The organism is Promicromonospora sukumoe 327MFSha3.1 (genome assembly GCF_000385135.1).
GTDB classification, from domain to species: Bacteria; Actinomycetota; Actinomycetes; order Actinomycetales; family Cellulomonadaceae; genus Promicromonospora; species Promicromonospora sukumoe_B.
Window position 1 is genome coordinate 895,520 of the sequence record NZ_ARQM01000011.1, and the last position, 25,700, is coordinate 921,219.

Below are 25,700 nucleotides of genomic sequence, written 5' to 3' on the forward strand. Positions count from 1 at the left end.
CCGCATCAGCTTGCCGGTGCGGCCGGCGGCGGACCGGCCGGGACCGGCTCCTCGAACACCAGCAGCGTGTGGGTGTTCACGATGCCGTGCATGCCCTGGATCTGGTCCAGGATCAGGTGCCGCAGGTCGGCGTTGTCGCGGGCGCGGACGAGCAGGACGAGGTCGAACTCCCCGCCGACCAGGCCGATGTGCTCGACGCCGCGCAGCGTGCGCAGCTCCTCGCGGACCGAGCGCCACTGCGCCTGGTCCAGGTTGACCGTCACGTAGGCCGACGTGCCCAGCCCGGCCAGCACCGGGTCGATGTCCGCGCGGTAGCCGCGGATCACCCCGGTGGACTCCAGGCGCTGCACCCGGGCATAGGCGTTCGCGCGCGAGATGTGCAGCTTCTCGGCCAGTGCGCGCATGGACATCCGGCCATCCGTGCGCAGCTCGTCGACGATGCGCTGGTCGACGTCGTCGAGGCCTCCTGCCACTTGTCTCGCTGCCACGCCCTCAGCCCCTTCTGCGCTGGACATTTGGATCGCGTTACCCAGCCATGACTGGACGAGTTCTCGGATTCTCGCCGTTGATGGAATCCGAATGGAAGTTTGACCAGTATATCTACATGGTGATCAACGAAGATCTCATGCTCCCCACAAGGGAGCCGGTCATGCTGCTCGATCCGGAGGGGCGGCCGACCGCCGGCGACGGGGCGGCGCTGCCCGCGCCCGACGACCTGGTTCGCGGCCTCGCGGGCATGGTCGCCGCCCGCCGGTTCAACGAGCAGTCCTCGGTGCTGGTGCGGCAGGGCAGGCTGGCGGTGTACCCCTCCTCCTACGGGCAGGAGGCGTGCCAGGTCGCCGCCGCGCAGGTGCTCGACGACGGGGACTGGCTCTTCCCGACCTACCGGGACACCGCGGCCGCCGTCGCCCGCGGCGTCGACCCGGTCGAGGTGCTCGGGCTGCTCAAGGGCGACTGGCACTCGGGGTACGACCCGTACGAGCGCCGCGTGGCGCCCCTGGCGACGCCGCTGGCCACGCAGCTCCCGCACGCCGTGGGGGTGGCGCACGCCGGGCGGCTGCGCGGGGAGCCCACCGTGGTGCTCGCGATGTGCGGCGACGGTGCCACGAGCGAGGGCGACTTCCACGAGGCGCTGAACTTCGCCGCCGTCTTCCGGGCGCCGGTCGTGTTCTTCGTGCAGAACAACCAGTACGCCATCTCGGTGCCGCTGTCCCGGCAGAGCGCCGCGCCCTCGCTCGCGCACAAGGGCGTGGGTTACGGCGTGCCCGGCGAGCTCGTGGACGGCAACGACCTCGCCGCGCTGCTGGCCGTGCTGTCCGCGGCGGTCGGGCGCGCGCGGTCCGGGGCGGGACCGCAGCTCGTCGAGGGCCGCACCTACCGCATGCAGGCCCACACCAACGCCGACGACGCGACCCGCTACCGCACCGACGCCGAGGTCGCGGCCTGGGCGGACCGAGACCCGCTGCGGCGGCTGGACGCCTACCTGCGCACGCAGGGCCTGCTCGACGACGCACGCGCCGCCGCGCACGCCGACGCGGCCGAGCGGCTGGCTCGGCACACCCGGGACGGCATCAACGTCGACGTCGTGCCCGACCCCGCGGACCTGTTCGCCCACGTCTACTCCCGCCCGACGCCGCAGCTCGTCGAGCAGCTCGCGCAGGTCAGGGACGAGCTGAGCCGGGACGAGCCGAGCCCGGACGCGACCGGCGCGGACGCGCCGAACCGAGCGGAGGCCCGCTGATGACCAGCACCGCGGTGGAGCACGAGACGCTCAGCACGGCCCAGGCGATCAACCGCGCCCTGCGCGACGCCCTGACCGAGGACCCGACGGTGCTCGTCTTCGGCGAGGACGTCGGCGCGCTCGGCGGGGTCTTCCGGGTCACCGACGGGCTCACCGCCGAGTTCGGGGAGGACCGCTGCTTCGACACCCCGCTGGCCGAGGCCGGGATCGCGGGGTTCGCCGTAGGGCTCGCGATGAACGGCATGCGGCCGGTGATCGAGATGCAGTTCGACGCGTTCGCGTACCCCGCGTTCGAGCAGGTCGTGAGCCACATCGCCAAGATGCGGAACCGGACCCGCGGCCGCGTCGAGCTGCCCCTGGTCATCCGGGTCCCGTACGCCGGTGGCGTGGGCGGCGTTGAGCACCACAGCGACTCGTCGGAGTCGTACTACGCGCACACGCCCGGGCTGCACGTGGTGGCGCCGTCGAACCCCGCGGACGCCTACCGGCTGCTGCGCGAGGCGATCGCCTCGCCGGACCCGGTGGTCTTCCTCGAACCCAAGAAGCTCTACTGGGCCAAGGGTGAGGTCTCCTTCGGGGGCGGCGAGCCGGGCATCGGCACGGCCGTGGTGCGCCGCGAGGGCACCGACGCCACCCTGATCGCGTACGGCCCGTCCGTCCCCGTGGCGCTCGACGCCGCCGAGGCCGCCGCGCGCGACGGCCGCAGCCTCCAGGTGGTGGACCTGCGCTCGATCGTGCCGTTCGACGACGCCACGGTCTGCGCGGCCGTCGAGTCGACCGGGCGCGCCGTGGTGATCGCCGAGGCCGCCGGGTTCGCCAGCGTCGCCTCCGAGATCGCGGCCCGGGTGAGCGAGCGCTGCTTCCACTCGCTGGCCGCGCCGGTGCGCCGCGTCACCGGGTTCGACATCCCGTACCCGCCGCCCAAGCTGGAGCACCTCCAGCTCCCGTCCGTGGACCGGATCCTCGACGCCGTCGACGACCTGCAGTGGGAGGACGCATGAGGGCCACCGCGACCGAGCAGACGTTCCTGCTGCCCGACCTCGGCGAGGGGCTCACCGAGGCCGAGGTGGTGCAGTGGCTGGTCGCCGCGGGCGACGTCGTCGCCGTCGACCAGCCGGTGGTCGAGGTCGAGACGGCCAAGTCCGTGGTGGAGGTGCCGTGCCCGTACGCCGGGCGCGTGGGCGTGCTGCACGCCGCCGAGGGGGAGTGCGTCGAGGTGGGGCGGCCGCTGATCACGATCGCGGCGGAGGGCGAGGCGACGCCGGAGCCCGAACCCCAGGCGACGCCGGAGCCCGACCCCGCCGCCGAGGCGTACCGCACCGAGGAGCAGGCCGGGTCCGGCAACGTGCTGGTCGGGTACGGGACGTCGGCGCATCCGGGCGCGGGGCGACGGCGCCGGCCGCGGGGGGCGCGGCCGACGGCGCCCGCCGCGCCGGCGCTCGCGGTTCCCGCTCCGGCCGCGCCGCTCGCCGCGGCCCCGGCCGCGCCGCCCTCGGCAACGGCCGTGCTCGCCGCCGGCGACGGGCGCGCCGCCCCCGGCAACGGCCGTGCCGCCTCCGGCGAGGCCCACGACAGCCGTCCCGTCCGCGTGATCTCGCCGATCGTCCGGCGGCTGGCCCGCGAGGCGGGACTGGACCTGCGCGCCGTCCCGCCGACGGGTGCGGGCGGCACCGTGACCCGGTCGGACGTGCGCGCCGCGATCGAGCGCGCCCGGGCGACGTCGGCCCCGGTCGGACTCCCGACAGAGACCCCCGAGACCCCCGGCGAGCACCGCATCCCGCTCGGCGGCTTCCGGCGCGCGGCGTCCCGGGTGCTCTCGCGCAGCCGCGCGGAGATCCCCGAGGCGACGGTCTGGGTCGACGTCGACGCGACCGCCCTCTGGGACCTGCGCGAGGCGACCCGCCGGCCCGACGACCCCGGCCCGGGCCTGCTGGCCCACATCGCCCGGTTCGTCGTCTCCGCCCTGGCCGACCACCCCGTGCTCAACGCGCGGTTCGACGCCGAGCGCGACGAGATCGTCGTGTCCGACACGGTCAACCTGGGCATCGCCGTCCAGGGGGAGAACGGGCTGGTCGCCCCTGCCGTGCTCGGCGCCGACGCGCTGACCACGCGCGAGCTCGACGTGGCCCTGCGCGACCTCACCACGCGCGCCCGCGCGGGCCGGGCCACGCCCGAGGAGCTGACCGCCGGCACGTTCACGCTGAACAACTACGGCAGCCTCGGCGTCGACGGCAGTGCGGCGATCATCAACCACCCGCAGGTCGCGATCCTGGGGTTCGGCCGGGTCATCGACCGGCCGTGGGTCGTCGACGGCCAGATCGTGCCGCGCAAGATCACGCAGATGTCCTTCGTCTTCGACCACCGGGTGTGCGACGGCGCGACGGCGGCGGGCTTCATGCGCCAGGTGGCGGACGCGATCGAGAACCCGCTCCCGGCACTGGTCCGCCTGTGACGCCGTCCTGAGTCGGATTCAGCAGGCCGCCGGCGGCCGTTACCCGGGGGACAACGGCCGCCCGCGGCCTGCTGAACCTGAGTCAGTCGGACCGGCCCCGGCTCAGTGCCCCGTGAACCGGGGCGGGCGCTTCTCCTGGAAGGCCGCGAAGCCCTCCCGGTAATCGCCCGTCTCGCTCAGGGCGCCCTGGGCCTCGTTCTCGTGCGCGACCGCCGCCCAGAACGCCACGCGCTCGTCGCGCAGCTCCGTGACCAGGCGCTTCGACGCCAGGAAGGCGCTCGTCGGACCCTGCGCCACCCGCTCCACCCGGGTCCGCGTGAAGTCGAGCAGCTCCGCCCCGGGCACCGCGCGGGAGAACAGCCCGGCGGCCACCGCCTCGGCGCCGCTCATCAGCTCGCCCGTGTAGACCAGGTCGAGCGTCCGGTGCGCGCCCAGCCGGTCGAAGAACAGCGCGTGCCCACCCGAGTCGAGCGTGGCCCCGAGGTTCGCGAACGGCGAGCCGATCTTCGCGTCGTCGGCCACATAGACGACGTCGGTGGCGATCAGGAGGCCCAGGCCGACGCCCAGGCACGCGCCGTGCGCTGCCGCGAACGTCGGCGCCGGGAACGCGGCCATGCGCCAGAGCAGCGGCGTCACCCGGTTGCGCAGGTAGCCCAGGGCGTCGTCCGTGCCGGGGTCGACGCCGGAGATGTCCCGGCCCGCGCAGAACGCCCGGCCCTCGCCGCGCAACAGCAGCGCCCGCACCCCGGCCGCCTCGGCCTCGCGGTAGGCGTCGTCCAGGTCGGCCAGCGCGGTCTCGTCCAGGGCGTTCAGCCTGCCGGGGGCGTCGAGCACCACCTCCGCGACGTCGTCCTTGACGGTCAGCGTGATCATGAGTCGTAGTCCACGGAGATCTCCTTGCTGGTGGGGATCGCTTGACAGGTCAGCACGTACCCGCGGGCCAGCTCCTCGGGTTCGAGGGCGTAGTTCTCCGCCATCTCGACCGTGCCCGAGACCAGTTTGGCCCGGCAGGTGCCGCAGACGCCGCCCGCACACGCGAACGGCACGTCGCCGCGTACCCGGAGTGCCGCGTTCAGCACGCTCTCGCGCGCGCCGGCCGGGGTGGTCACCGTCGCCGTCGTGCTGTCGAGGCGGAACGAGATCGAGTGCGACTCCTCGTCCGGCGCGCCCCCGGCCGGCGGGACACCCCGGGGCGCCGTCGGCCGGTCGGGGCGGCCCGTGGTGAACAGCTCGTGCCGCACGCGCTCCGGCGGCACCCCCAGGTCCGTCAGCACCGCGCGGCAGGCCTGCACCACCTCGAACGGCCCGCACAGGAACCACTCGTCCACGTCGTCCGGCCCGATCAGCGACGTCATGATGCGGCGCAGCCGCTCGGCGTCGAGCCGGCCCGACAGCAGCTCGGCGCCCCGGCGCTCGCGGGTGAGCACGTGGTGCAGGGCCAGCCGGGCGGGGTAGCGGTCCTTGAGGTCGGCGAGCTCGTCCACGAACATCGTGTCCGTGGTGGTCCGGTTGGAGTAGACCAGGTCGAACGTGCTGTCCGGCGCGGAGCCCAGCGTGTGCTCCACGAGCGACATCATCGGCGTGATGCCGGAGCCTGCCGCGATGCCGACCACGCGCCCGCCCTGACCCGGCGGCCGGTGGGAGACGAACAGGCCCTCGGGGCTCATCACGTCCAGCGTCATCCCGGGCGTGAGGTGGTCGATCGCCCACGGCGAGAACAGCCCGCCCATGTCGCGCTTGATGCCCACCTTGAGCGACCCGGCCACCGGAGCCTGGCAGATCGAGTAGGTGCGGCGCACCTCCTCGCCCCCCACCCGGGCGCGGACGGCGATGTACTGCCCCGGCGCGTAGGTGTACGCCTCGGCCAGCTCGTCGGGGATCTCGAACGTCACCTCGATCGCGTCCGCCGTCAGCGGCCGCACAGCGGCCACGGTGAGCGGGTGGAACCGGGCCCGGCGCCGCGCGGGCGCTCCGGACACAGCCGGCACGGGCGCGTCGGCGAGCGGCATCAGTGCTCCTTGAAGTGGTCGAAGGGCTCCCCGCAGCGCCGGCACACCCACAGCGCCTTGCACGACGTCGACCCGAACCGCGTCAGCTCGCGCGTGTGCAACGACCCGCACCGCGGGCACCGGATGCCGAGGTCCAGCGAGACGACGCCGCCCGCGCGCCGTGCCGGGGGCGCGATCCCGAACTCGGCGAGCTTGCGCCGCCCGGCGTCGCTCATCCAGTCGGTGGTCCACGCGGGGGAGAGCACCACGTTCACGCGGGCGCCCGGGAACCCGTGCTCGGCGAGCGCGACCACGACGTCGTCCCGGATCGCGTCGACGGCGGGGCAGCCCGAGTAGGTGGGCGTGATGTCCACGACCGGCGCGCCGTCCACGAACCGCACGCCGCGCAGCACGCCCAGGTCCTCGATGGACAGCACCGGGACCTCGGGGTCGGTCACGGCCGCGGCGGCGTCCCACGCCGCGCGCTCCGGACCCGCCGCGGGGCGGGGCCGGGCGACCTGCTCGACGGGAGCGCCGACGGCGCCCTTCACCGCTCCGCCCGTCACCACACTGCCCCCGGATGCCGGCGGGCCAGCACCTGCATCTCCGCGAGCAGGGGGCCCAGCGCCTCGGAGTGCACGCCGAGGCGGCCACCCCCGCGCAGCGCGGGCGCGGCCGGCACCTCCAGCTCGGCGCGCGCGAGCACCGGGAGCACCAGGGCGTCGAACGGCTCGCGCAGCCCGGCCGGCGCCACGGCGGCGTCGGGCACCGCGTCGGCGGCCGGGTCGGCCGCGAACAGCTCGTCCACGAAGGGCCAGACCGCCTCCAGCCCGGTCAGCGTCCGGCGGCGCGACTCCTCGGTGCCCAGCGCGAGGCGGACCGTCCACAGCGAGGCGTGGTCCAGGTGGTACGCCACCTCCTTGACGGCCTTGGCCGCGATCGCCGCCAGCGTCGCGTCCGTGCTTTCGGCCAGGCCCCGGTACAGCGCCGTGAAGTACGCGGACACCACGAGCTGGCGCACGATCGTGCACGCGAAGTCGCCGTTCGGCCGCTCGAAGATCTGCCGGCACCGGAAGTCGGCCTCGTCCCGGAAGTACGCCAGGTCGTCCTCCGTCTGGTCCCACGCCGAGCCGGCGTAGGTCAGCAGGCTCCGTGCGTGCCCGAGGGTGTCGAGCGCGATGTTCCCGAGCGCCACGTCCTCCTCCAGCTCGGGGGCGCTCGCGATCCACGAGCCCAGGCGCTGCGCGAGCACCAGGGCGTCGTCGCCCAGGCCGAGCGCGTACCGCGCGACGTCGTCGGCGGCGCGGACGGTGGCGTCCTGTCCGGTCACCGAGGCGGCGATCGCCTCGGGCGTGAGGACCGCGGACGAGGGCTGGGGCGGGTTCGGCATCGGCTCTCCATCGAGCGTCGGGCGGGTGCTGGACCGGCGGGGTGCCGGATCAGCGAGCACTGGGGTCAGAGGTGCGGCACGGCCTGGGAGGCCGTGTAGTAGGTCGCGTGCCGGAAGTCCTTCCCGCGCGGCGACTCGAACCAGGCGTCCTTCGCGTCGGGGTCGGACGCCGTGATCGCGGCGGCGGGCACGACCCAGATCGAGACGCCCTCGCTGCGGCGGGTGTAGAGGTCGCGGGCGTTGCGCACGGCCAGCTCGGCGTCCGGCGCGTGCAGCGACCCGGCGTGCACGTGGGACAGGCCGCGCGACGAGCGCACGAACACCTCCCACAGGGGCCAGGTCTCCCGGCGGGGCTCTGCGGTCATGACGCCATCCGTTCGCTCGTCGCGGTCCGCTCGGCGTACGCCCGGGCGGCCTCCCGGACCCACTCGCCCTCGGCGTGCGCGGCCCGGCGCTTGGCCAGGCGCAGCGAGTTGGCCTGCCCGTTCCCGTGCAGCACGTCCTGGAACTCGGCCCAGTCGAGCTCGCCGAAGTCGTGGTGCCCGCGCTCGGAGTTCCAGCGCAGGTCCGGGTCGGGCAGCGTGATCCCGAGGATCTCGGCCTGGGGCACGATCATGTCGACGAACCGCTGGCGCAGCTCGTCGTTCGAGAACCGCTTGATCTTCCACGCCATGCTCTGCCGCGAGTTGGGCGACTCGGCGTCGGGCGGGCCGAACATCATCAGCGCCGGCGCGTACCAGCGGTTCACCGACTCCTGCGCCATGGCCCGCTGCTCGTCGGTGCCGTTCATCAGCGCCAGCAGGATCTCGAAGCCCTGCCGCTGGTGGAACGACTCCTCCTTGCAGATGCGCACCATCGCCCGCCCGTAGGGGCCGTAGGACGCGCGGCACAGCGGCACCTGGTTCGCGATGGCGGCGCCGTCCACGAGCCACCCGATCGAGCCCATGTCGGCCCAGGACGGCGCCAGGTAGTTGAAGATCGAGGAGTACTTGGCCTTGCCGGAGTGCAGCGCGTCGAGCATCTCGTCGCGGGTGGTGCCGAGCGTCTCGGCCGCCGAGTAGAGGTAGAGCCCGTGCCCGGCCTCGTCCTGCACCTTGGCCATGAGGATCGCCTTGCGCTTGAGGCTGGGCGCGCGCGTGATCCAGTTGCCCTCGGGCTGCATGCCGATGATCTCGGAGTGCGCGTGCTGCGACATCTGCCGCACCAGTGCCTTGCGGTACGCCGGGGGCATCCAGTCGGTGGGCTCGATGCGCTTGTCGTCGGCGATGAGGGCGTCGAAGGCCGCGAGCCGCGCCGCCTCGGCTGCGGCGGCCGCGGGATCAGCCGTGGGCGGGTCTTCTGCGGGCATGCCGCCTCCTGCGCTGGAGTCCTACTTACCGATCGTTCAGTCAGGCTAGCACCGGCGGCGACGCGGCGGCAATGCCCGCCGGGTCGGTTAGGTTGGCTCGCATGGACGAACCGGCGCATGCCCCCGCACCCGCCCGACGCGGCGGCAACGGGCGCGCCGGGCGCGTGGCCTACGACCTGGACGCGGTCCTGTCGGTCGCCGTCCAGGCGTTCAACGAGCGCGGCTACGACGCGACCTCGATGGGCACGCTCGCCGAGCGCCTCGGCACCAGCAAGTCCGCGATCTACTACCACGTGAGTGGCAAGGAGGAGCTGCTGCGGCTCGCGCTGGAGCGCGCCCTCGGCAACCTCGAGCGGCTCCTCGACGAGCCCGACCCGGCGGCGAGCGCGCTGGACCGGCTGGAGCGCGTGCTCCGCGGCGCGGTGCGGGTGCTCGTGGCCGAGCTGCCCTTCGTCACGCTCCTGCTGCGGCTGCGCGGCAACACCGAGGTCGAGCGCGAGGCGCTGGCGCGCCGCCGCGAGTTCGACCACGCGGTGGCGCGGCTGGTCGAGGAGGCCGTGGCCGACGGCGCCCTACGCTCCGACGTCGACGCGCGCACGGCCACGCGGCTGTTGTTCGGCATGGTCAACTCCCTGGTCGAGTGGTACCGCCCCGGCGGCGGGCTCAGCGCCGACCAGCTCGCCGACGCCGTCGTCGCGATGGCCTTCGAGGGCCTGCGCGCCTAGGCCCTTGCCGCGGCTGGATGTCCGGCACGTGGCGCGCACCGTCGCCGGCCCCGGTCGACTCCTGAGGTTCTGTTCGGGCCACGAGGTTGCGACGTTTCAACGCCGTTCCCGCGGGCAGGAGCTCGTGGTCCGAACAGAACCTCAGGTGGGAACGGCGATGCCCGCGCCAGGTGCGAGTCGCGAACCAGGCGGGGACGTCCAGGTCAGACATTCCGCCGCGGCGGAGCCGCTCCTCCAGCAGAACCGGTCTTGTCCCCGGCCCCCGCACATGCGATGCTGCTACAGAACGAACGGTCAGTAAGTAGCGACGACGCTACGCCCGGCGCGACCCGAGGTGATGAGGCCATGCCAGCACTGCGGCGCGTGGAGGACCGCGCGGACCGCCTGCACGTACGTCTGGACAGGTCGGAGGTGCGCAACGCGATCGACCGGGCGATGGTCGACGAGCTGCACGCGGTCTGCGCCGAGCTGGAAGAGCGTCCGCGCCTGCTGCTGCTGTCCGGGACCGAGAAGGTCTTCGCCTCCGGCGCCGACATCGCGGAGCTGCGCGAGCGCGGCCGCGAGGACGCGCTGGCCGGCATCAACTCCCGGCTGTTCGTGCGCATCGCGCGGCTGCCCATGCCGGTGATCGCCGCCGTCGACGGCTGGGCGCTGGGCGGCGGCGCCGAGCTGGCCTACGCGGCCGACTTCCGGCTGGCGGGCGCGAGCGCCCGGTTCGGCAACCCCGAGGTGGGCCTCGGCATCATCGCGGCCGCGGGCGCGACCTGGCGGCTCAGGGAGCTCGTGGGCGAGGCCCTCGCGCTGGAGATGCTGCTCGCCGGCCGCGTGCTCGACGCCGGAGAGGCCCTGGCGGCGGGGCTGGTCAGCGCGGTGCACCCGTCGGCCGACCTGGTCGCCGCGGCCCACGCGCTCGCCGACCGCATTTCCGAGCAGGACCCCCTCGCGGTCCGGTACACCAAGCGGGTCTTCCGGGCGCCGCGGGACGCCCACCCCGACGTCGACGACGTCGCGCAGTCCGTGCTGTTCGAGTCGCCGGCCAAGCGCGAGCGGATGACCGCCTTCCTGGAACGGAAGAGGTCATGACGCTGCCGCGGACCGTCGGCGTGGTGGGCGGCGGCCGCATGGGCGTCGGGATCGCGCACGCGTTCCTCCTCGCGGGGGCCACCGCCGTCGTCGTCGAGCGGGACCAGCAGGCGGCCGCCCGCGCCCGGGCCGGGCTGGAGCGCGCCGTGGCGGCCAGCGTGGAGCGGGGGAGCACCCCGCGCACCGCGGCGGAGCTGCTGGGCCGGGCGCGCGTGACCACCACCGTGGCCGACGTCGCCGGCGCGGGCCTCGTGGTCGAGGCGGTGCCCGAGGACCTCGCGACCAAGGTCGACGTCCTGGGCCGCGTCGAGGCGGTGCTGCCGCCGACGGCCTGGCTGGCGACCAACACCTCGTCGCTGTCGGTAGACGCCCTGGCCGGCCACCTGGACCGCGCCGAGCGGTTCGTCGGGCTGCACTTCTTCAACCCCGTGCCCGCCTCGGCCCTGGTCGAGATCGTGCGCGGCGCCGCGACCGTGCCGGTCCTGGTCGAGGAGGCGGCCGCCTGGGTGGCCGCGCTCGGCAAGGCCTCGATCGTCGTGACCGACTCGCCGGGCTTCGCGAGCTCGCGGCTGGGCGTCGCGATCGGCCTGGAGGCGATCCGCATGGTCGAGGAGGGCGTCGCCTCGCCCGCCGACATCGACACCGCGATGGTGCGCGGCTACAAGTTCCCCGTCGGCCCGCTGCGGCTGACCGACCTGGTCGGGCTGGACGTGCGGCTCGGCATCGCCGAGCACCTGGAACGCGAGCTGGGGCCGCGGTTCGCCGTGCCGCCGCTGCTGCGGGAGATGGTCGCCGCGGGCCTGCTGGGGCGCAAGACCGGCGAGGGGTTCTTCCGGTGGGACGAGTGACATCGCCTGAGCACGAGACACGTTCGGACAGTGGAGAGGAAGCGTCATGACCGCGACGGAGACCCCGGTTCGCCAGCTCGACAGCTACGTCCTCGGGGCGTGGCAGCGCCCGCCGTCGGACGGCGACGGGCAGGTGGTGCGCGACGCCGCGACGGGCGAGCCGATCGTGTCGGTCGCGGCAGGCGGCGTCGACCTCGGGGCCGTGGTCGAGTACGGCCGGACGGTGGGCCAGGCGGCGCTCGGCGCGCTGACGTTCCACCAGCGGGCGCTCCTGCTCAAGCGGCTGGCGCAGCACCTGACCGGCGTCAAGGACGGCCTGTACGAGGTGAGCCTGCGCACGGGCGCGACCCGGCGGGACAGCGCGGTCGACATCGACGGCGGCATCGGCGTGCTGTTCACCTACGGGTCCAAGGGGCGCCGGGAGCTGCCCAACGCCCAGGTGCTGGTGGACGGCCCGCCGGAGAACCTGTCGCGTGACGGCTCGTTCGGCGGCCAGCACGTGCGGCTGCGGCGCCCGGGCGTCGCCTTCCAGGTCAACGCCTTCAACTTCCCCGTCTGGGGCATGCTGGAGAAGTTCGCGCCGGCCTTCCTCGCGGGGGTGCCGACGATCGTCAAGCCGGCGTCGGCCACGGCGTACCTCGCCGAGGCCGCGGTGCGCGCGATCGTCGAGGCGGACCTCCTCCCGGAGGGGTCGCTCCAGCTCGTCAGCGGCCCGGCCCGCGGTTTCCTGGACTTCCTCGACGTGCGCGACGCCGTGGGCTTCACCGGCTCGGCCTCCACGGCGCGCGTGCTCGCGGTCGACGACGCCGTGATCCGCCGGGGCGTGCACCTCACCGCCGAGACCGACTCGCTGAACGCCGCCCTGCTCGGCCCCGACGCCGAGCCCGGGAGCCCGGAGTTCACGGCGTTCGTCGCCTCCGTGGTCACCGAGATGACCGTGAAGGCGGGGCAGAAGTGCACCGCGATCCGCAGGGTGATCGTCCCGGCGGACCGGCAGGACGCCGTGGTCGACGCCGTGCGCGAGCGGATCGCGCAGCGCGTCGTCGTGGGCGACCCGCGGGCCGAGGGCGTCACGATGGGCGCCCTGGCGAGCGCCGCGCAGAAGGAGGAGGTGCTGCGCAGCGTCCGCGAGCTCGTCGCGGGCGGCGGCCGGATCGTGGTCGGCGACCTCGCCGAGCCCGAGGTGGTGCACGCCGACGGCACCCGGGCGCCCGCGCCCGACGGCGCGTTCGTCGCGCCCCTCCTGCTGCGGTTCGACGACGCCGACGCGCCCGCCGTGCACGACGTCGAGGCCTTCGGCCCGGTAGCCTCCGTGCTCGGCTACCGCGACCTGGACGACGCCGTCCGGCTGGCGAACCTGGGCGGCGGCTCGCTCGTGGCGACCGTCGCGTCCGCCGACCCCGACGTGGTGCGGCACCTCGTGACGGGTATCGCGCCGCTGCACGGCCGCGTGCTGGTGCTCGACCGCGACGACGCGCGGTCCTCCACCGGCCACGGCTCGCCCGTGCCGCACCTGGTGCACGGCGGCCCGGGCCGAGCGGGCGGGGGCGAGGAGCTGGGCGGCGTCCGCGCCGTCGAGCACTACATGCAGCGCACCGCCGTGCAGGGCACGCCCGCCGCCTTGACCGGGCTGACCGGCCGCTGGCGGGCGGGTGCGCCGTCGCGCACCGACGCGGGGCACCCCTTCCGCCGGTCGCTCGCGGAGCTGCGGATCGGCGACGCCGTCGAGTCGGAGCCGCGCGAGGTCTCGCTCGACGACATCACGCACTTCGCCGACTTCACGGGTGACACGTTCTACGCGCACACCGACGAGGAGGAGGCCGCGGCCAACCCGTTCTTCCCGGGGCGGGTGGCCCACGGGTACCTGCTCGTGTCCTTCGCGGCGGGCCTGTTCGTGGACCCGGCGCCGGGCCCGGTGCTGGCGAACTACGGCCTGGAGAACCTGCGGTTCCTCACGCCGGTCTCGCCCGGGGACACGATCCGGGTGCGGCTGACGGCCGCCCAGATCACGCCGCGCGAGGACGAGGAGTACGGCGAGGTGCGCTGGGACGCCGTGCTCACCAACCAGCGTGACGAGCAGGTGGCGACCTACGACGTGCTGACGCTGGTGGCCAAGGAGATCGCCGAGCAATAGGCCCCCGGGCCCAGAGGTTTTTGGGCGCACGGTTGGGCCGCCGGGCCGTCGTCCTCTACCCGGCTGGTCCATACCGTGAATGAATGACCAGCGACGTCGAGGTGAACACCAGCCGTCGCGCCGGGGTGCCCCGCACCCGGCGTCCGGACCGCGAGGCCGGGCAGGCGCTCACCGAGTACGTCGCGGTCATCGGCCTGCTCCTGCTGATCGTCGGCATGGTGTTCGCCGCGGCCACCCCGGTGGCCGCGGACATCGGCGAGCAGTGGTTGTGCGCCGTCGACCCCATCGTCAAGGAGGAGGGCGCGGACAACTGCGTCGACGACGACGGCGGTCCGGGGGAGCCCGGCGACTCCCCGAGCCCCGGGGACGACTACAGCCCGCCGTCGGGCGACTGCGAGGAGGACGTCACCTTCGACTTCGTGGACAAGCCCGACTCCCAGTGGGACACCGCCGTCGTGCAGATCGACTGCGTCTGGTACCCGGGCCCGACCATCTGCTTCTCGGCGAACATGCCGGACGGGCACCTGGACCGCGACACCGATGACCAGGTGTACCTGGAGAGCGAGATCCAGGACTTCGTCGACTGCGTGCTCGACGGCCGGGGCGAGCCGAAGGACGACCCGAACGACGAGTCGTGCGTCAACACGATGCCGACCAGCGAGGAGTTCGACGAGGACGCCCCGCCGAAGGTGCAGGTGGGCTGCCGCGAGTACCCGGTGCCGAAGGGCTGCGAGGCCGAGTGGGCGGCGTACGAGGACGCCGAGCCCGGCAAGGAGCGGGCCGCGCGGTCGGGAGAGCTGGCCAACTGCATCACCGAGAAGTACAAGTCGATGGAGCCGACCTGCGTGGTCCAGGCCACCGGGCACGTGGACAGCTCGGAGATCCAGTTCCTGTTCTTCCGCTGGGGCGACAGCAACGGCACGCTCATCGAGAAGCTGGGCGACGGGCGCATCCGCATCCACATCCTGACCGGGGTCGAGATGGGCGCCGGCGTGAGCGGCAGCGACGTGGGCGGCTCGCCGGTCAGCTTCGACATCGCCGGCATCACCGGGTACGGGACCGACAAGACGTACGAGTTCACGGACATGCAGAAGGCCCAGGACTGGATCAACTGGTACAAGAGGTACGACCTGGCCAAGTCCATCGTCTACAGCGGTGGCGGCCGCAACTGCCCGCCGAACATGAGCTACTGCCCGCCGCCGCCCGACCACATGCCTGACGTCGGCGACGTGCAGGACCTCCAGGACGAGGAGCCCGAGCACCACGAGCTGGCCGAGGCCGACAGCGACATCAAGAAGGTGAAGCTCAAGGGCGGGCTCAGCCTGACCGGCAAGAACGGGCCGTTCTCCCTGACGGGCAGCGTCGAGGGCGGCTACGAGGGCGAGGTCCAGGTCGAGGACCGGCGCTGGTCCGACGGCAGCCGCACGGCCACGTACACGTCGTCCGACATCGGCGGGTTCCTGATCGGGGCCTCGCTGGGCGGCAAGAAGCCGTTCACCAAGGACAAGGACGGCAAGGAGACCAGCTCCGGCTCGGGCGCCGGCTCGGGCTCGGTGGGCATGGAGTGGAAGGGCACCACCAGCACCACGGCGGCCTGGGACAAGGAGGGCAAGCTCTCCAAGCTGATCATCTCGATGGACGAGCAGGTGATGCGCACCCTGGCCAAGGCCGGCATCGACCTGTCCGTGGCGCTGCCGTACGGCTTCGCGGTGAACGGCGGCTACAGCAGCTCCGAGGAGGAGGGCACCATCTCCAAGCGCGAGCTGATCATCGACTTCAACCAGTACCCGGAGCTGCGCGAGAAGCTCGGGCCCAAGATCGACGAGGCCTTCCCCCGCGACAAGGAGGGCAACCTCATCAAGGACGACGTCGAGATCGACGGGCAGGACGAGGAGGGCGGCGAGCTGTTCGAGGCCGCCGAGGACTACGCCAACGTGCGCGAGCTGACCTACGACGCGACCCGCTCGACCGAGGGCGGCAGCGGCGGCCTGACGTGGCAGGGGCTCGACCTGTTCAAGGTGTCGTTCACCTCGGTGGACGAGGAGCAGATCCTGTCGGAGTCGTCGTTCGAGGTGACCGACGTGGACGGCAACAAGCAGAAGGTCTCGCCGGCCCCGCAGTGCAAGGCCAAGGACTTCGAGCAGCCGCCCGCCTACTACAGCGACGACTTCTCGGACCCGCCCACACAGATCGGGCAGCAGAGCCACGACATCGGCACCGAGTACGTGGACAACAAGTCGCCCAAGTTCACCGAGGGCACCTACCCGGGCACGGACTACGACGGCGACGTGCCCGGCGACCGGGCCGAGCGGGTGCACTCGCTGCTGGACGAGTACTCCGCGGCCTTCCCGGACAAGAACATCCTGGTGGTCAAGGACTTCGGCAACTTCAACTTCAGCGGCCTGTTCGGGTTCGTGCACCTGGCCACCGTCGACGGGATGGACGTCATCGGGATCAACCAGGGCACGGTGAAGAACAAGGGCGACGGCGGCTGGATCAACTGGGGGTTCACGGGCAACTACGACTACGACCCGGACACCAAGACCGTGAAGTTCAAGCAGCCGTGAGCGCGCGGGTGAAACCTTCCCGGGCTCTGGGCCCGTGGCCCCACCGCGTGGTGCCGCGGGCCCATGACCTGCGGTTTCGGCGCGGATCTGTACGCCGACGGGACGTTTCCCGGACAGTTCGAGTTCACGCTCCCGTCCTAGTTTTCGAGCATGACCAGACGAGATCGCGAGGCGGGACAGGCGCTCACCGAGTACGTCGCGGTCATCGGTCTGCTGTTGCTGGTGGTCGGCATCGTGTTCGCCGCGGCGACGCCGGTGGCGGCCGACGTGAGCGAGCAGTGGCTGTGCGCCGTCGACCCGATCGTCAAGGAGGAGGGCGTCGACAGCTGCGGCGACCCCGGCTCCCCGGGGGACCCCGGTGACCCCGGCGACGACGAGTCCCCGGGGGACGAGTACAGCCCGCCCACGGGCGACTGCGAGGACGACGTGACGTTCGACTTCGTGGACAAGCCCGACTCCCAGTGGGACACCGCCGTCGTGCAGATCGACTGCGTCTGGTACCCCGGCCCGACCATCTGCTTCTCCGTCAACATGCCCGAGGGGCACCTGGACCGCCCCCGGGACGAGCGGGTCTACCGCGAGGACGAGATCCAGGACTTCGTGGACTGCGTGCTCGACGGCCGGGGCGAGCCGAAGGACGACCCGAACGACGAGTCGTGCGTCGCCACGCTGCCCACGAGCGAGGAGTTCGACGAGGACGCCCCGCCGAAGGTGCAGGTGGGCTGCCGCGAGCTGCCGGTGCCCAAGGGGTGCGAGGCCGAGTGGGCGGCCTACGAGGACGCCGAGCCCGGCAAGGAGCGCGCCGCACGGGCGGGCGAACTGGCCAACTGCGTCACCGAGAAGTACACCTCCATGGAGCCGCCGTGCGTCGTGGAGGCCACGGGGCACGTGGACAGCACCAACATCCAGTTCCTGTTCTTCCGCTGGGGCGACAGCAACGGCACGCTCATCGAGAAGCTGGGCGACGGGCGCATCCGCATCCACATCCTCAAGGGCGTGGAGTTCGGCGTGGGTGCCAGCGGCAGCGACGTGGGCGGTACGCCCATCGCCTTCGACATCGCGGGCATCACCGGCTACGCCGAGGACTACACCTACGAGTTCACGGACATGCAGAAGGCCCAGGACTGGATCAACTGGTACAAGAAGTACTCCCTGTCCGCGGAGATCGTGGCCTCCCCGCCGACGCACTGCCCGCCGCCGCACCTGAGCTCCTACTGCCCGCCGCCCCCGGACCACATGCCCGACGTCGGCGACGTGATGGACCTCCAGGACGAGGAGCCCGACCACCACCTGGTCGCCACCTCCACGAGCGACGTCAAGAAGGTCAAGCTCAAGGGCGGCCTGAAGTGGGGCAAGGGCGTGGGCCCCGTCGAGCTCAAGGGCATCGTCGAGGGCGGCTACGAGGGCGAGATCCAGGTCGAGGACCGGCAGTGGTCGGACGGCTCGATGACGGCCACCTACACGTCGTCCGACATCGGTGGGTTCCTCATCGGGGCCGAGCTGTCCGGCAAGCAGCCCTTCACCAAGAAGAACGACAAGGAGACCAGCTCCGGCAAGGGCAAGGGCAAGGGGCAGGTCGGCATGGAGTGGAAGGGCACCACCAGCACCTCGGTGGTCTGGAACAAGGACGGCGAGCTCTCCCGGCTCACGATCGCCATGGACGACCAGGTGATGAAGACGCTGTACAAGGCCGGCATCGACCTCGACGTGGTGCTGCCGTACGGCTTCAAGGTGACGGGCGGGTACAGCAAGTCGGAGGAGGAGGGCACGCTCTCCAGGACCGAGCTCATCATCGACTTCAACCAGTACCCGGAGCTGCGCGAGAAGCTCGGCCCGAAGATCGACGAGATCTTCCCGCGCAACGACGACGGCACCCTGAAGAAGGGCGACGTCGAGATCAACGGCGAGGACGAGGAGGGCGGCGAGCTCTACGAGGCCGCCGAGGACTACGCCAACGTGCGCGAGCTCAAGTACGACATGGACAAGGTCACCGAGGGCGGCGGGTACGGCCTGAAGTGGGAGGGCCTGGACCTGTTCAAGGTCGACTTCACCTCGGTCGACGAGAACCGCACCCTGTCCGAGTCGTCCTTCGAGGTGACCGACGTGGACGGCAACAAGCAGACGACGTCGCCGGCGCCGCAGTGCCGGGCCAAGGACTTCGAGGCGCCCGACGACTACTACACGACCGAGTTCTCCGCCCCGCCGACCCCGACGTTCAGCGGCGGCAAGAGCTTCGGCAACCCATGAGCACCCGCTACGCCTGCGCCCGGGCCGCCAGGGCGACCCGGCTGCCCGGCCGCAGGCCCCAGCGCTCGAAGCTCCCGGTGGGCGCCTCGAGCACCTGGGTCACGCCCTTGCGGGGGCGGGTCACGGCCCACGGGCGCAGCACCTGGGCGTGCACCACCTCGCCGTCCGCCGAGAGCAGGGCGACGTCGAGCGGCACGCGCATCCACGCCCCGTGCACCGACGAGCACGGGGAGAGCAGCAGGGCCTCGGGCAGCACGCGCCGGAACAGCAGGCCGCGGGCGCGGGTCAGGGCGGTGTCGGCGACCTCGACGGCGGCCACGGGCCGGTCGTCCACCAGGAGCTGGATCGAGTTCACGAGCAGGAGCGTAGCGCGCTCATATGAGCGTCCACATACGGGAAAACGCTCAGAAGTGAAATTCATCCGTCCCAGATATATACGTATATGAGCAAAATCAGTACAGTCCGTGATGCACCCGTGGTTGTCAGCGGGTGCTTGTGTCGATGGTGAGGGGGCACCGTGCAGGTCATCGCGATCGGCGGTCCGGGGGGAACGCACCGGGGGGTCGGCCGGGCGGAGCGCACGCTGGGGGACGTCGTGGAGGCCGTCGCCCGGCTCTCCGCGGACGACGTGGTGCTGGCCACCCGTGACGACGCCGCCCGGCGGGTGGCCCGCTCCGCCCGCCTGGTGCTCGGCCCCGAACGGCTCGGCGTGCTGCACGTCGAGGCTCCCGTCACCGCGTGGGCGGTCATGCTGGCGGGGCTCGCCTCGCCGGGGCTGACGGCGTCGTCCGCCAGGGTGGTGGCCGACGAGGTGCTCTCGCGGACCAGCACGCGGGTGCTGCTGTCCAGCGTGGCCGCGCTGCACCGCCCCACACCGACGTTCCGCCAGCACGCGGGCAGCTACCTGCCGCGCACGGCGTTCGTGGTGGACCCGGGGCGCGGCTCGGAGCCCGGCTCCGTGCGCCGCTTCCGGGGCAACCTCGGGGTGCCCGACGGCGGTGCGCTGCTCGTCGCGGCGCGGTCCGCGCGGCCCGTCGTGCCGGACGAGGCCGGCGACCTGCTGCCCCGGGAGCCCGACACCGAGCTGACCGGCGCCGAGGCGGGCTGGTCCGCCAGGCGGTGGCTGGAGGTGTCGACCATCGCCGGCTCGCTGGAGACGGCCGTCGCGAGCGCGCTCGCCCGGTCCTATCTCTGGGGCGCCTGCGACACGTGCGGCCGGGCCGTGGCCCAGAGCTGCATCTTCTGCGACATCGCGGAGCGTCGTGCCCGCGCCGAGACCAGGGCCGGCGCGCAGACCGGCCCGCAGACCGAGACACAGGGAGTGATCAGTTGAACCCGCGTCAGCGCCGGGGAGTGTTCTTCCTCGTCGTCACCTCGATCCTGGCGGTCGCCGTGTTCGTCGGCGTCCTCTACTACGTGCGCACCGTGAGCTCGCAGGTGGGGCCCATGGTCACCGTGCTCCAGCTCAACCGGTCGGTCGACGCCCTGGAGCCCGTCGACGAGGACATGCTGGACCGCGTCCGGGTGCCGGAGCGCTGGGTACCGGACACCGCGGTGCGCAGCGCCGACGACGCCGACGGCCTCGTGGCGGCCACCTCGTTCGAGGCGGGCTCGCTGCTGCAGTCCGGGATGCTCGTCGAGCGGCCGGGCGTGCAGCCGGGGTTCCGCGAGGTCGCGATCATCGTGGACGCCGAGACCGGCGTGGCCGGCAAGGTCGAGCCCGGCGACCACGTGGACATCATCGCCACGATGGAGGGCGCCAAGGACGAGAAGCCGGTCTCGCGGGTCTGGGTGTCCAACGTGCTGGTCCTGGAGGTCGGCATCCCGCGCACCGTCGAGGCCTCGGACAGCCTGGAGATGCGCAGCGGGCTGCCGGTGACGTTCGCGCTGAGCACCGAGGACGCGCTGACCCTGGCCTACGTCGAGTCCTTCTCCGTGAAGATGCGCCTGGCCCTGCGCGGCGCGGGCGACGAGGACATGCTCCCCGAGCAGCAGCGCGTGTACGACGGCGCGATCCCGAAGTCGGAGGGCTGAGCATGGTCACCAAGGTGCTGCTCGCCACGCCGGCGCACGAGGTCCGGGACCACCTGGGCCACATCTTCGCGGAGTCCGACGGGTTCGAGCTCGCGGCCGCGGTGTCCGACGGCGCGGGCGTGCTCACGGCGCTCGACCGGCAGCCGGACATCGAGATCGTGGTGGTGGACGAGGCCGCCGACGACGGGCACGGGCACGCCGTTGCCCGCAGCGTCGGCCTGGCCACCCCGCTGACCGGCATCGTCATGGTCGTCGACGCGCACGGACCCGCCGAGATGAGCCGGGCGATGGGCGCCGCGATGGAGGTCGGCGCGCGGTCGGTGATCGCCCGGAACGCGGGCCTGGAGGAGGTGCTGACCCGGCTGGAGGCGGTGGCCTCCTGGTCGGCGATGGCGCGGGCCTCGATCGCCGCGGAGCGCAACGGCGGCCGCAGCGGCCAGGTCGTCGCGATCGCCGGGGCCAAGGGCGGCGTCGGGACCTCGGTGCTGTCCCTGCTCCTGGCGCGCGCCGGGCGCACGAACGACACCCTCCTGGTCGACCTGGACCTCGGGGCCGGTGACCTCACCGCCTACACCGGGGTGCGCACCCGCCGCTCGGTGGTGGACCTGGCCGCGGTCGAGGGCGAGGTCACCGGGCGGATGCTGCGCGAGACCACCTACGAGGTGCCCGGCGGCCTGCGGCTGCTGCCCGCCCCCGCCGAGGGCGAGCGGGCCGAGGCGATGACGCCGGCCGCCGTCCGGTCGATCGTGAGCGCCCTGCGGTTCGAGTCCGGCCTGGCCGTGATCGACGTCGGCGCCCACCTGGACGAGCCACGGGCCACGGCCCTGGAGTTCGCGGACCGCGTGCTGCTGGTGACCACCCCGGACCTGCCGTCCCTGCGCGCCGCGCGCCGCAGCCTGGCGCAGTGGGACCGGCTGGCCGTGCGGCGCCCGGCGACGGTCGAGCTGGTGCTCAACCGGCGCACCCCGCGCGACGAGGTGACGCCCGCCCTGGTGGAGCGCATCGTGGAGCGGCCCATCGCCTTCACGGTGCCCGACGGCGGCACCGCGTTCGCCGGCGCGGTCAACACGGCCACGCTCCTGGAGACGCCCACGCCGGTGCACACCGCCGTGGCGGAGGTCGGCGTCGCGGCGATCCAGCCCCAGGCGGCCGCCGCGCGCGAGGGCACGCCCGACGGGCCCACCGAGGTCGAGTCGCTGGTCGCGGGCACGGGGCGGCGGGCGGGCAGGCGGCCGGGGCGGCGCAAGGGCGCCGACCCCGAGGCCGGCCAGGCCACCGCCGAGCTGCCCGTGGTCATCCTCATGGTGCTCATGGTGGTGCTGCTGTGCGTGCAGGGCATCGGGTGGGCCTCCGGCCTGCTCGCGGCGCGGGCCGCCGCGCAGGAGGGGGCCCGCACGGTCGGCGTCCTCGGGTACTACGACGCGCTGGGCCAGCCCCGCGACGACGTCGTCGACCAGGTGCGCGACGACGTGCGCGAGCAGCTCCCGGGCCCGTACCGCGCCGCCGTCGGCGACTCCGACATCGAGGTGTCGCCGCAGGAGGTCAGCGTGCGCGTGACCGTCTCGACGATCCTGCCGGGCGTGGACCTGTCCGCGTCGTCGTCGGCCGCCGTCTACCGGGAGGGCTGAGATGGCCTCGGGCACGCGGCGCGAGCGGGGCCAGGCGACCGTCGAGCTCGTCGGCGTCGTGTTCGCCATGGTGCTGGTCGCGCTGCTGGCGATCCAGGGGATCACCGTGGCGCAGACGGCGTCGATCGCGCAGGAGGCCGCCCGCAACGGCGCCCGGGCCCTGAGCATCGGCGGCGACGCGCACGGCGAGGCGCAGCGGGCGGTCCCGGACGGGCTGACCGTCCGGGACATCCAGGTGGCGGTCGACGACGGCACGGCGCGCGTGCGGGTCACGGTCACGGCGCCGCTGGGGCTGGCGGGCATGAAGGTGGTCGACGTCGCGCTGACCCGTACCGCCGCGTTCCCGGTGGACGGCTGAGGGGGAGAGGAAAGCAATGGCACTGCGCGACCGGCTCGCCGCCGACGAGCGGCACGACGAGGACAACGACCTCGCCAAGGTGTACCGCGAGCGGCTGCTCGAGGAGATCGACGTCGACGAGCTCGCCCGGCTCTCGCCGGCCCAGCGGCGGGTGCGGCTGGAGCGGGTGCTGTCCCGGCTGCTTTCGGTGGACGGGCCCGTGCTGTCCGCGCGCGAGCGCGGCGCCCTGGTGCAGCGGATCACCGACGACGCGCTCGGCCTGGGCGTGCTGGAGCCGCTCCTGGCGGACGAGTCCATCACCGAGATCATGGTCAACGGCCCGGACGACGTGTTCGTGGAGCGCTACGGCAAGGTCGAGCGGGTGCCGGCCCGGTTCGCGTCGGCGGAGCAGCTCTACCAGACCATCGACCGGATCGTGTCGCAGGTGAACCGCCGCGTGGACGAGTCCTCGCCGATGGTCGACGCGCGCCTCCCGAGCGGCGAGCGCGTCAACGTGATCATCCCGCCGCTGGCCCTGGACGGGCCCACGCTGACCATCCGCCGGTTTCCGACGCCGTTCCGGATGGGCGAGCTGGTGGACAAGGGCACCCTGGACGTGACGACGGCGAGCCTGCTCGGCGCGTGCGTGCGGGCCCGGCTGAACATCGTGGTCTCGGGCGGCACCGGCTCCGGCAAGACGACGTTCCTCAACGCGCTGTCCGGCCTGATCCCCGACCACGAGCGCATCGTCACCATCGAGGACGCCGCCGAGCTCTCCCTGCAGCAGGGGCACGTGGTGCGGCTGGAGTCCCGGCCGGCGAACGTGGAGGGGCGCGGCGCCGTCGCCATCCGCGACCTGGTGCGCAACGCGCTGCGCATGCGGCCCGACCGGATCATCGTCGGCGAGGTCCGCGGCGGCGAGACGCTCGACATGCTCCAGGCGATGAACACGGGCCACGACGGCTCGGTGGCCACGGTCCACGCCAACACGGCGCGCGACGCGCTGGGCCGCCTGGAGACGCTGGCCTCGATGAGCGAGCTGGACCTGCCCTCGGCGACCCTGCGGGACCAGATCAACTCCGCGATCGACCTGGTGGTGCACCTGGAGCGCGCGCAGGACGGGTCCCGCCGCGTGCTCGAGGTGCAGGCCGTGACCTCCCAGCGGCGCGAGGAGTACGCGCTGACACCCCTGATGCGGTTCGTCTCCGAGCCGCTCGGCCCCGACCGCACCGTGGCCGGCCGGTTCGTGCCCGAGCCCGTGCCCGCCGACCTGCTGGAGCGGCTGCACCGGGCGGGCGAGACGGTGCTGACCGCGTCGGCTCCCGCCGAGCCGGCCCAGCCCGCCGCCACGGGAGGTGCGTCGTGACCGTCCTGCTGATCGCCGCGGGCCTGCTGCTGACCCTCCTCATGGCCGCCGCCACCGTCGCGACGCTCGTCAGCAACGCCGAGACCGAGCGGCGCATGGTCGAGACCGCCGACCTCGACCAGCTCGCCGGGGTCTCCGTGTTCACGCGGATCGACGAGCGGCTGGCCCGGCGGCGCTGGGGCCAGCGCCTCGTGGCGCTGCTCGCCGGCGCCGGTCTGCCGGCCTGGTCGCCGTCGCTGTTCCTGACGGCCGCCTGCGCCGGGGCCCTCCTGGCTGGCCTGGCCGTGCTGCCCCTGTTCGGCTGGGCCACGGCGGCGCTCGCGGTGCTGCTGGTCGCGATCGGCGCGCAGCGCTGGCTGGATCGGCGGCGCAAGCAGCGCGTGGACCGGTTCGTGGCGCAGCTCCCGGAGCTGGCGCGGCTGCTGGCGAACGGCGCCTCCGCGGGGCTGGCCGTGCGCCGCTCGCTGGAGATGGCGGCCGAGGAGATGTCCGAGCCGGCGGCGTCCGAGGTGGCCCAGGTCAGCGCCGAGATGGCGGTGGGCCGGTCCATGCGGGACGCGCTGTCGGGCCTGAGCGAGCGGCTGCCGTCCCGGGAGCTGTCGGTGCTGGTGCAGACGCTGACCATCCAGGGCCGCTCGGGCGGCGAGCTGGTCACCGCGCTCGGCGGCATCGGGCAGACGCTGGAGGAGCGCCGCCGCCTGCGCCGCGAGGTGGTGACGTCCACGATGGGCGCCCAGTTCTCGGGCTACACGGTGATTTTTCTGGCGTTCGGCGCGGTGGCGCTGATGAACGCGTTCAGCCCCGGCGTGGTGGACGTGATGATCACGAACCTGGCGGGCCAGGTGGTGCTCCTGGTGGCGACCGGCCTGTTCGTCGTCGGCTACCTGGTGGTCCGGCGGCTGTCGCGGGTGGAGGTGTGACGTGGAGGGGCTGATCGTCGCGGCGGGTGCCGCACTGGCGGCGGTGCTGGGGATGGTCGCGCTGCGGCTGCTGACCAGCACCGGCCTGGAGGAGGTCGAGGCCGAGTACGCACCCGAGGCCGAGGAGCGGCCGCGCGGGTTCGTGGCCGTGCTGGACCGGATCGGGGCACCGCTGCTGCCGCTGGCCGTGCGGCTGTACGGGCGGCAGCGCCTGCAGCGCCTCGACACGGTCATCCGGCGGGCGGGCCGGCCCGAGGGCGTGACCCTGACGATGTTCGTGCGGCGCGAGGCGGGCCTCGTGCTGCTCGGCGTCCTGTTCGGGCTGCTGTTCGTGGTCCAGGACCTGTGGACGGTCGGCGTGCCGATCGGCCTGGTGCTGTGCGCCTGGATGCGGATCTGGCTGTACACCGAGGCGGGCCGGCGCCGGCGGCAGATCGACACCGAGCTGCCCGACTTCCTCGACGTGCTGGCCGTGACCGTGACGGCGGGCCTCGGCTTCCGGCAGGCCCTGGAGCGGGTGTGCGAGTTCCACGGCGGCGCGCTGGCGGCCGAGATGCGCACGGCGCTGGAGGAGATGAACGTCGGCGCGTCCCGGCGGCAGACCTTCGTGGCGCTGCGCGAGCGCAGCAAGTCGCCCGCCGTCGGGTCGTTCGTGACAGCGCTGTTGCAGGCCGAGGAGCTGGGCGTGCCGCTGGCGGACGCGCTCACCGGCATCGCCTCGGACGTGCGCCGCGAGCACGCCGAGACCGTGCGGCAGCGCGCGGCCCGGGCGGCGCCGCTGGTGTCCCTGGCCGTGACGATGACGATCCTGCCGGGCGCGCTGATCCTCATCGTGTCGGCCGTGCTGGTCGCGAACGCGGGGGTGCTCGGTGAACTTTTCTGAGCGGCTGAG

At 73.2% G+C, this 25,700-nt stretch carries 24 protein-coding genes; 16 read left to right on the forward strand and 8 right to left on the reverse strand.

What is annotated here, in order from left to right; translation table 11 throughout:
- Positions 1-5 precede the first annotated feature (5 nt).
- On the reverse strand, positions 6-488 hold the full coding sequence (locus tag H291_RS0117685) for an Lrp/AsnC family transcriptional regulator (protein ID WP_033326992.1): 483 nt from the start codon (positions 486-488) through the stop codon (positions 6-8).
- A 137-nt stretch (positions 489-625) separates the two neighbouring features.
- Between H291_RS0117685 and H291_RS30630 the strand changes: the two genes are divergently transcribed.
- From H291_RS30630 to H291_RS0117700, 3 genes are read left to right on the forward strand one after another with little or no spacing between them, the layout of a single operon-like run.
- Entirely contained in the window at positions 626-1,741 is a 1,116-nt protein-coding gene (locus H291_RS30630) for a thiamine pyrophosphate-dependent enzyme (protein ID WP_332256932.1), read from the forward strand.
- On the forward strand, positions 1,741-2,742 hold the full coding sequence (locus tag H291_RS0117695) for an alpha-ketoacid dehydrogenase subunit beta (RefSeq protein WP_020016343.1): 1,002 nt from the start codon (positions 1,741-1,743) through the stop codon (positions 2,740-2,742). Before H291_RS30630 ends, H291_RS0117695 begins: the two co-directional genes overlap by 1 nt.
- A complete protein-coding gene (locus H291_RS0117700; protein ID WP_020016344.1) occupies positions 2,739-4,193 on the forward strand; it encodes a dihydrolipoamide acetyltransferase family protein in 1,455 nt (484 codons plus the stop codon). The genes H291_RS0117695 and H291_RS0117700 overlap by 4 nt, the downstream gene beginning before the upstream one ends.
- Positions 4,194-4,295: 102 nt before the next feature.
- Here H291_RS0117700 and H291_RS0117705 read toward each other — a convergent pair whose 3' ends face one another.
- The 6 genes from H291_RS0117705 to paaA form a co-directional block, all read right to left on the reverse strand.
- Positions 4,296-5,066, reverse strand: coding sequence for an enoyl-CoA hydratase/isomerase family protein (locus H291_RS0117705; RefSeq protein WP_020016345.1), 771 nt, complete (start codon positions 5,064-5,066; stop codon positions 4,296-4,298).
- Complete coding sequence (gene paaE / locus H291_RS0117710; protein WP_020016346.1) at positions 5,063-6,202, reverse strand: 1,2-phenylacetyl-CoA epoxidase subunit PaaE; 1,140 nt, start codon at positions 6,200-6,202, stop codon at positions 5,063-5,065. The genes H291_RS0117705 and paaE overlap by 4 nt, the downstream gene beginning before the upstream one ends.
- A complete protein-coding gene (gene paaD / locus H291_RS0117715; protein ID WP_269637127.1) occupies positions 6,202-6,747 on the reverse strand; it encodes a 1,2-phenylacetyl-CoA epoxidase subunit PaaD in 546 nt (181 codons plus the stop codon). Before paaD ends, paaE begins: the two co-directional genes overlap by 1 nt.
- A complete protein-coding gene (paaC, locus tag H291_RS0117720; RefSeq protein ID WP_020016348.1) occupies positions 6,744-7,571 on the reverse strand; it encodes a 1,2-phenylacetyl-CoA epoxidase subunit PaaC in 828 nt (275 codons plus the stop codon). The genes paaD and paaC overlap by 4 nt, the downstream gene beginning before the upstream one ends.
- A 65-nt stretch (positions 7,572-7,636) precedes the next feature.
- Complete coding sequence (gene paaB / locus H291_RS0117725; RefSeq protein ID WP_020016349.1) at positions 7,637-7,936, reverse strand: 1,2-phenylacetyl-CoA epoxidase subunit PaaB; 300 nt, start codon at positions 7,934-7,936, stop codon at positions 7,637-7,639.
- A complete protein-coding gene (paaA, locus tag H291_RS0117730; protein ID WP_020016350.1) occupies positions 7,933-8,919 on the reverse strand; it encodes a 1,2-phenylacetyl-CoA epoxidase subunit PaaA in 987 nt (328 codons plus the stop codon). Before paaA ends, paaB begins: the two co-directional genes overlap by 4 nt.
- A gap of 101 nt (positions 8,920-9,020) precedes the next feature.
- Between paaA and H291_RS0117735 the strand changes: the two genes are divergently transcribed.
- From H291_RS0117735 to H291_RS0117760, 6 genes are all read left to right on the forward strand, one after another.
- The gene (locus H291_RS0117735) at positions 9,021-9,644 is read left to right on the forward strand and encodes a TetR/AcrR family transcriptional regulator (RefSeq protein ID WP_020016351.1); all 624 of its coding nucleotides are present in this window, start codon (positions 9,021-9,023) and stop codon (positions 9,642-9,644) included.
- Between the two features lie 345 nt (positions 9,645-9,989).
- Complete coding sequence (locus tag H291_RS0117740) at positions 9,990-10,727, forward strand: enoyl-CoA hydratase/isomerase family protein (protein WP_026365869.1); 738 nt, start codon at positions 9,990-9,992, stop codon at positions 10,725-10,727.
- Positions 10,724-11,575, forward strand: coding sequence for a 3-hydroxyacyl-CoA dehydrogenase family protein (locus tag H291_RS0117745; RefSeq protein WP_020016353.1), 852 nt, complete (start codon positions 10,724-10,726; stop codon positions 11,573-11,575). Before H291_RS0117740 ends, H291_RS0117745 begins: the two co-directional genes overlap by 4 nt.
- A gap of 46 nt (positions 11,576-11,621) precedes the next feature.
- Positions 11,622-13,709 (forward strand): phenylacetic acid degradation bifunctional protein PaaZ, encoded by a 2,088-nt coding sequence (gene paaZ, locus H291_RS0117750; RefSeq protein WP_020016354.1) that lies wholly within the window; start codon positions 11,622-11,624, stop codon positions 13,707-13,709.
- 83 nt (positions 13,710-13,792) lie between these two features.
- Positions 13,793-16,276 (forward strand): hypothetical protein, encoded by a 2,484-nt coding sequence (locus H291_RS0117755; protein WP_020016355.1) that lies wholly within the window; start codon positions 13,793-13,795, stop codon positions 16,274-16,276.
- Between the two features lie 150 nt (positions 16,277-16,426).
- Positions 16,427-18,523 carry a hypothetical protein gene (locus H291_RS0117760; protein ID WP_020016356.1) on the forward strand — a complete coding sequence of 699 codons (2,097 nt, stop codon included), beginning with the start codon at positions 16,427-16,429 and terminating at the stop codon, positions 18,521-18,523.
- Between the two features lie 7 nt (positions 18,524-18,530).
- Here H291_RS0117760 and H291_RS0117765 read toward each other — a convergent pair whose 3' ends face one another.
- Positions 18,531-18,878, reverse strand: coding sequence for a DUF192 domain-containing protein (locus H291_RS0117765; protein ID WP_020016357.1), 348 nt, complete (start codon positions 18,876-18,878; stop codon positions 18,531-18,533).
- Positions 18,879-19,040: 162 nt separating this feature from the next.
- Here H291_RS0117765 and H291_RS34240 point away from each other — a divergent pair, with 162 nt between their 5' ends.
- From H291_RS34240 to H291_RS0117800, 7 genes are read left to right on the forward strand one after another with little or no spacing between them, the layout of a single operon-like run.
- Positions 19,041-19,856, forward strand: a complete 816-nt coding sequence (locus H291_RS34240; RefSeq protein WP_020016358.1) for a hypothetical protein — start codon at positions 19,041-19,043, stop codon at positions 19,854-19,856.
- On the forward strand, positions 19,853-20,557 hold the full coding sequence (cpaB, locus tag H291_RS34245; protein WP_026365871.1) for a Flp pilus assembly protein CpaB: 705 nt from the start codon (positions 19,853-19,855) through the stop codon (positions 20,555-20,557). Before H291_RS34240 ends, cpaB begins: the two co-directional genes overlap by 4 nt.
- Before the next feature lie 2 nt (positions 20,558-20,559).
- A complete protein-coding gene (locus H291_RS32720) occupies positions 20,560-22,185 on the forward strand; it encodes a MinD/ParA family protein (RefSeq protein WP_020016360.1) in 1,626 nt (541 codons plus the stop codon).
- A gap of 1 nt (position 22,186) precedes the next feature.
- On the forward strand, positions 22,187-22,543 hold the full coding sequence (locus tag H291_RS32725) for a TadE/TadG family type IV pilus assembly protein (RefSeq protein WP_020016361.1): 357 nt from the start codon (positions 22,187-22,189) through the stop codon (positions 22,541-22,543).
- Positions 22,544-22,559: 16 nt separating this feature from the next.
- Positions 22,560-23,888 carry a CpaF family protein gene (locus H291_RS0117790; RefSeq protein WP_020016362.1) on the forward strand — a complete coding sequence of 443 codons (1,329 nt, stop codon included), beginning with the start codon at positions 22,560-22,562 and terminating at the stop codon, positions 23,886-23,888.
- Entirely contained in the window at positions 23,885-24,808 is a 924-nt protein-coding gene (locus H291_RS0117795) for a type II secretion system F family protein (RefSeq protein ID WP_020016363.1), read from the forward strand. Before H291_RS0117790 ends, H291_RS0117795 begins: the two co-directional genes overlap by 4 nt.
- Before the next feature lies 1 nt (position 24,809).
- Positions 24,810-25,691 (forward strand): type II secretion system F family protein, encoded by an 882-nt coding sequence (locus tag H291_RS0117800; RefSeq protein WP_020016364.1) that lies wholly within the window; start codon positions 24,810-24,812, stop codon positions 25,689-25,691.
- The last annotated feature ends 9 nt before the right edge of the window (positions 25,692-25,700 follow it).

Bases quoted from the DNA above. Each gene is read 5' to 3' on its own strand.
- H291_RS30630 (WP_332256932.1), top strand. From the start codon at position 626: ATGCTCCCCACAAGGGAGCCGGTCATGCTGCTCGATCCGGAGGGGCGG.
- H291_RS0117695 (WP_020016343.1), top strand. From the start codon at position 1,741: ATGACCAGCACCGCGGTGGAGCACGAGACGCTCAGCACGGCCCAGGCG.
- H291_RS0117700 (WP_020016344.1), top strand. From the start codon at position 2,739: ATGAGGGCCACCGCGACCGAGCAGACGTTCCTGCTGCCCGACCTCGGC.
- H291_RS0117705 (WP_020016345.1), bottom strand. From the start codon at position 5,066: ATGATCACGCTGACCGTCAAGGACGACGTCGCGGAGGTGGTGCTCGAC.
- paaE (WP_020016346.1), bottom strand. From the start codon at position 6,202: ATGCCGCTCGCCGACGCGCCCGTGCCGGCTGTGTCCGGAGCGCCCGCG.
- paaC (WP_020016348.1), bottom strand. From the start codon at position 7,571: ATGCCGAACCCGCCCCAGCCCTCGTCCGCGGTCCTCACGCCCGAGGCG.
- paaB (WP_020016349.1), bottom strand. From the start codon at position 7,936: ATGACCGCAGAGCCCCGCCGGGAGACCTGGCCCCTGTGGGAGGTGTTC.
- paaA (WP_020016350.1), bottom strand. From the start codon at position 8,919: ATGCCCGCAGAAGACCCGCCCACGGCTGATCCCGCGGCCGCCGCAGCC.
- H291_RS0117735 (WP_020016351.1), top strand. From the start codon at position 9,021: ATGGACGAACCGGCGCATGCCCCCGCACCCGCCCGACGCGGCGGCAAC.
- H291_RS0117740 (WP_026365869.1), top strand. From the start codon at position 9,990: ATGCCAGCACTGCGGCGCGTGGAGGACCGCGCGGACCGCCTGCACGTA.
- H291_RS0117745 (WP_020016353.1), top strand. From the start codon at position 10,724: ATGACGCTGCCGCGGACCGTCGGCGTGGTGGGCGGCGGCCGCATGGGC.
- paaZ (WP_020016354.1), top strand. From the start codon at position 11,622: ATGACCGCGACGGAGACCCCGGTTCGCCAGCTCGACAGCTACGTCCTC.
- H291_RS0117755 (WP_020016355.1), top strand. From the start codon at position 13,793: ATGACCAGCGACGTCGAGGTGAACACCAGCCGTCGCGCCGGGGTGCCC.
- H291_RS0117760 (WP_020016356.1), top strand. From the start codon at position 16,427: ATGACCAGACGAGATCGCGAGGCGGGACAGGCGCTCACCGAGTACGTC.
- H291_RS32720 (WP_020016360.1), top strand. From the start codon at position 20,560: ATGGTCACCAAGGTGCTGCTCGCCACGCCGGCGCACGAGGTCCGGGAC.
- H291_RS32725 (WP_020016361.1), top strand. From the start codon at position 22,187: ATGGCCTCGGGCACGCGGCGCGAGCGGGGCCAGGCGACCGTCGAGCTC.
- H291_RS0117790 (WP_020016362.1), top strand. From the start codon at position 22,560: ATGGCACTGCGCGACCGGCTCGCCGCCGACGAGCGGCACGACGAGGAC.